Source organism: Pseudonocardia sp. ICBG601 (assembly GCF_020496245.1).
In genome coordinates this window covers 1-4,036 of record NZ_JAHLJA010000115.1, presented here as the reverse complement: position 1 = coordinate 4,036, position 4,036 = coordinate 1, and the positions used below count along the sequence as shown (strand labels likewise).

At 70.8% G+C, this 4,036-nt stretch carries 4 protein-coding genes and 1 pseudogene; 2 read left to right on the top strand and 3 right to left on the bottom strand.

Annotated elements, in window-relative coordinates; translation table 11 throughout:
- A partial coding sequence (locus tag KPL57_RS26630; RefSeq protein WP_226353604.1) for a PepSY domain-containing protein occupies positions 1-1,054 on the bottom strand: 1,054 nt, incomplete at its 3' end.
- A gap of 193 nt (positions 1,055-1,247) precedes the next feature.
- On the opposite strand from KPL57_RS26630, the gene KPL57_RS26625 reads away from it, so the two are divergent.
- Positions 1,248-1,931: a cyclopropane-fatty-acyl-phospholipid synthase family protein gene (locus KPL57_RS26625; protein ID WP_226353603.1), complete on the top strand. Its 684-nt coding sequence runs from the start codon at positions 1,248-1,250 to the stop codon at positions 1,929-1,931.
- 15 nt (positions 1,932-1,946) lie between these two features.
- On the opposite strand, the gene KPL57_RS26620 is transcribed toward KPL57_RS26625, so the two are convergent.
- Together KPL57_RS26620 and KPL57_RS26615 are read right to left on the bottom strand one after the other, a co-directional pair.
- Positions 1,947-2,651 carry a DUF5134 domain-containing protein gene (locus KPL57_RS26620; RefSeq protein WP_226353602.1) on the bottom strand — a complete coding sequence of 235 codons (705 nt, stop codon included), beginning with the start codon at positions 2,649-2,651 and terminating at the stop codon, positions 1,947-1,949.
- Between the two features lie 198 nt (positions 2,652-2,849).
- Positions 2,850-3,080, bottom strand: coding sequence for a hypothetical protein (locus KPL57_RS26615; protein WP_226353601.1), 231 nt, complete (start codon positions 3,078-3,080; stop codon positions 2,850-2,852).
- Here KPL57_RS26615 and KPL57_RS26610 point away from each other — a divergent pair.
- Positions 2,980-4,036: pseudogene (locus KPL57_RS26610) on the top strand (HoxN/HupN/NixA family nickel/cobalt transporter); the annotation flags it as partial. The gene KPL57_RS26615 and the pseudogene KPL57_RS26610 overlap by 101 nt on opposite strands.

Genomic DNA, 4,036 nt, shown 5'->3' with positions numbered 1-4,036 from the left:
TGCGCCATGATCGGCCAGTCGGCCCATCGCACCGTGTCGAGCACCCGGCCGTCGTCGGGTCGACCGCCATCGCGTCCTGCTTCAACGGCCACGACCGCTTGACCTGCTGGACCTGCCAGGCCTGGCCCGCCTCGGCGGCCGGGGTGATCGCCACCGGATCGGTCATCCCCGCCGCGCGGGCCGCGGCGAGCGTCCGGTCGGCGATGACGCCGACCGCGGCCGTGTCCGACGGCGGCGCCGCGTCCATCGGTGTCGCCGTGTCCGGCGTCGCTGCCGTCTCGGCGACCGGGAGCCCGGTGCCGACCGAGGGCGTGGTCCAGTCGATCGCCTTGCGCAGGTCGCCGACGTTCGCGCCGGCGAACTGGGACCACGTCAGCCCCGTCGCGGACAGGAACAGCATCCCGACGGCCGCCCACAGCCCCACCGAACCGTGCCAGGACCGCAGGCGGGTCCGTCCACGCGCCGAGTGCTCGGGCAGCAGGGTCCGCCGGATCCGGTTGCGCCGCCTGCGCCGCACGACCCACATCGCGATCCCCGACACCGCCAGCACCCACAGCCAGCTCGCCGCCAGCTCCGAGTACACGCGCCCGACGTCGCCCAGGTGCAGCGTGCGGTGCAGGGTGTCGATCCACGCCCGGGTCGGCAACCACTCGCCGAAGGTGTCGAGCACTGCGGTGACGCGTCCGGTGTAGGGGTCCACGAACGCGGTGCGACCGTAGTCCTCGGCCACACCAGGAGCGTCGAACGTGACGCGGGTGGTGCTGTCGGCCGCGATCGGCGGACGGATCTGGGTGACCGTGCCGTCCGGGACGGCCGCGGCGGCCGCCGCGACCTGGTGGCGCAGGTCGAGCTGGGTCGTGCCGACCGGCACGTGCAGCGCGTCACGGTAGAGCAGCTCGTCCAGCTGCGGGGTCAGTGTGTAGAGCAGCCCGGTCGCCGCCGCGACGAGGACGAACGGACCGACGAAGAGCCCGACGTGGAAGTGCAGACGCAGGACCAGCGGCCGCAGGTTCGTCCACCACCATCCTGCCGGGGGTCGCGCAGCCCCGGACACGGGGTCCTCGACGGGCGGATCGAGGGTTTCGGACATGGCTCAGCCTTCGACTCGGGGATCGCGGTCGGTAAGAGGGGTCGTGCCGATCGGGGTGCCGGTTCCCGCGGTCCGGGGGTTGTGTCGCATTCCGCGGTTTTGCCGAAACGGCACGGAAGCTCGCCGGCGGCGGGAGGCGGACCGCATCCTCGACGCCATGAGCAGCCCCGCACGCCCGCCGATGCCGTTCCCCACCGCCACCGACACCGCCGAGACCTACTGGGACGGCTTCTACTCCGGGCTGGCGCAACCCGAGGGCTGGCGGCCCGGACCGAACGTGGTGCTCGTCGAGGAGGTCGCCCCGCTCACCCCCGGCACAGCGCTGGACCTGGGCTGCGGCATGGGTGGCGACGCGATCTGGCTCGCGACACACGGCTGGCGGGTCACGGCAGTGGACGTCTCGGAGGCAGCGCTGGACCGCGCGCGCGACCACGCCCGACGTGCCGGACTCGCCCAGCGGATCCGCTGGGAGCGCCACGATCTGACCGACACTCTTCCCACAGGCGAGCACGACCTCGTCTGTGCCCAGTTCCTGCACTCGCCGATGGAGCGACCCGGCCAGCGCGACGCGATGCTGCGCCGGGCGATGGGCGCCGTCGCACCCGGAGGGTCGTTCCTGGTGATCGGGCACCTCGGCATGCCCGCCGCGATGAAGGACACGCCGTTCGACGTGCAGCTGCCGACCGCCGCCGAGCTGCGCGCGGCGCTCGGGGCCGACCCCGCCGAATGGCGCGTCGTGACCGAGCGGACGGTCACCCGGCTCACCCCCGACCAGGACGGCACCAGCGCCCCACGACAGGACGGGGTGCTGCGGCTGAGCCGAGCTGCGGCCCGTCGCTGAGGAGCGTCGACCGCGTCAGAGCATCGCGAACAGCATGCCGCCCATCCCCAGGCTCATGAGCAGGTGACAGCACGCGTCGGCGCGCCGGTTCGTCGCCACAGCGCTCGCCGTGCTGACCTGGGTCGCCACCACGCCGGTCTCCGCGGTCGGCTGCTCCGACACCGCGCTCACCGCTCGGGCGGCCCGCACGCCCCACAGCACAGCCGAGCAGGCGAGCACCACGACGAGAACCCCGGTCATCGCGGTGACCCACGCCGGTGTCGGCGCCGCCGCCATCCCGTCCATGCCCGCCATCTCCGCGGCACCCGAGCCGTGGCCCGCGTGTCCGGCATGCCCGCCGCCGCCACCACCCGCCGTCGCAGGCATGCCCATCAGCGCGGGCATCGCGGCGACCATCCACACCATGGCGGCGTTCATCACAGCGTGATCCGCGCTCGCGACGACGTCGTGGCCGGCGGCGACGGCCTGTGCCAGGAACGACACCGCGAAGATCCCGAACACCACCAGCTGCAGAACACCGCTCGGTGTGGCGGGCCCACCGGTCCACCCCCACGCCATCGCGATCATCGCCACGCTCATCACCACGTGCGACAGCTCCACCCCCCGATCGCCGTCCCGTTCGGCGCCCGAGGCGAGCAACGCGAACCGACCCAACGCATACAGGCCGGTCAGGACGAACACGACCGTGAAGACCCACGGCACCGACAGCGACGCGAACACGAGGACCCCTTCCACTCTCCCTGACAGAGGTCGCGCGCGGCAGCGCCCCGGTTCCCGCCACGGAGGACGTCCGACGGCGCCGGTCGTCACACGAACGGGCGCGACGGTCCGCCGGCGGAGCAGCAGCCGGCCACCCACCCGCCGGATTCATCAACTGTCCGACCCCTGGTGACCATTCCCCCGAATCACCCATCGCGATCAGGCAAGCATTTCGGCGACATTTCCGATCAATTCCCGGCCGTTGACCCGTTCAGATGAGCCCGAGTAGCGTCGTTCTGCGCGGCCAATCGATGGCCACAACCAGTCATCGGCGACAGGAATGGCCGGAATGAGCGAATCCGCGGCAGTCACGACCACGAGGCGCACACCGTTGTCCAGCCGGGAACGACGCTCCCTCATCGTCATGGCCGTGGTGATCGTCGGGATCACCGCCCTCGGATGGCTGGTGATGGCGCTGGTGGTCGCCCCCGCCGGGTACAGCGTGGGCAGCGCCGGCGTCCTGGGCATCGGGCTCGGGCTCACCTCCTACCTGCTGGGCATGCGCCACGCCTTCGACGCCGACCACATCGCTGCGATCGACAACACCACCCGCAAACTCCTCGCCGAAGCACCTGATGCCCGGCGACGACCGCTCAGCGTCAGCTTCTGGTTCGCGCTCGGCCACTCGACAGTGGTGTTCGTGCTGGTCGCCCTACTCGCGGCCGGCGTCCGCGCGATCGCGGGCCAGATCGGCGACGACGACTCACCGCTCAAACAGATCGGCGGCATCATCAGCACCGCCGTGTCCGATCTGTCCTCGTCCTGATCGGGATCATCAACCTGGTCGTGCTCATCGGCATCCTGCGGGTGTTCCGCAACATGCGCAGCGGCCACTACGACACCCTCGAACACCATCTCGCTCGGCGCGGCTTCATGAACCGCCTGCTCGGCGGCGTCACCAAGACGGTGCGCCGACCGGCGCACATGTACCCCGTCGGATTCCTCTTCGGCCTCGGGTTCGACACCGCCACCGAGGTCGCCCTGCTCGTCATCGCAGGCGGCGCGGCCGCCAGCGCACTGCCCTGGTACGCCATCCTCGTCCTGCCGGTCCTGTTCGCCGCAGGCATGAGCCTGTTCGACAGCCTCGACGGCATCTTCATGTGCTTCGCCTACGACTGGGCGTTCATGAAGCCCGTCCGCAAGGTCTTCTACAACGTCACCATCACCTCGCTCTCGGTCGCCGTGGCTCTGATCATCGGCATCATCGAACTGGTCTCGATCCTCACCGACCAACTCGACATCCAGACCGGCCCACTGGCCTGGATCGCCGGTCTCGACCTCGACTACGTCGGGTTCGTGTCGTCGGCCTGTTCGTCGTCACATGGGTCGGAGCACTGCTCTACTGG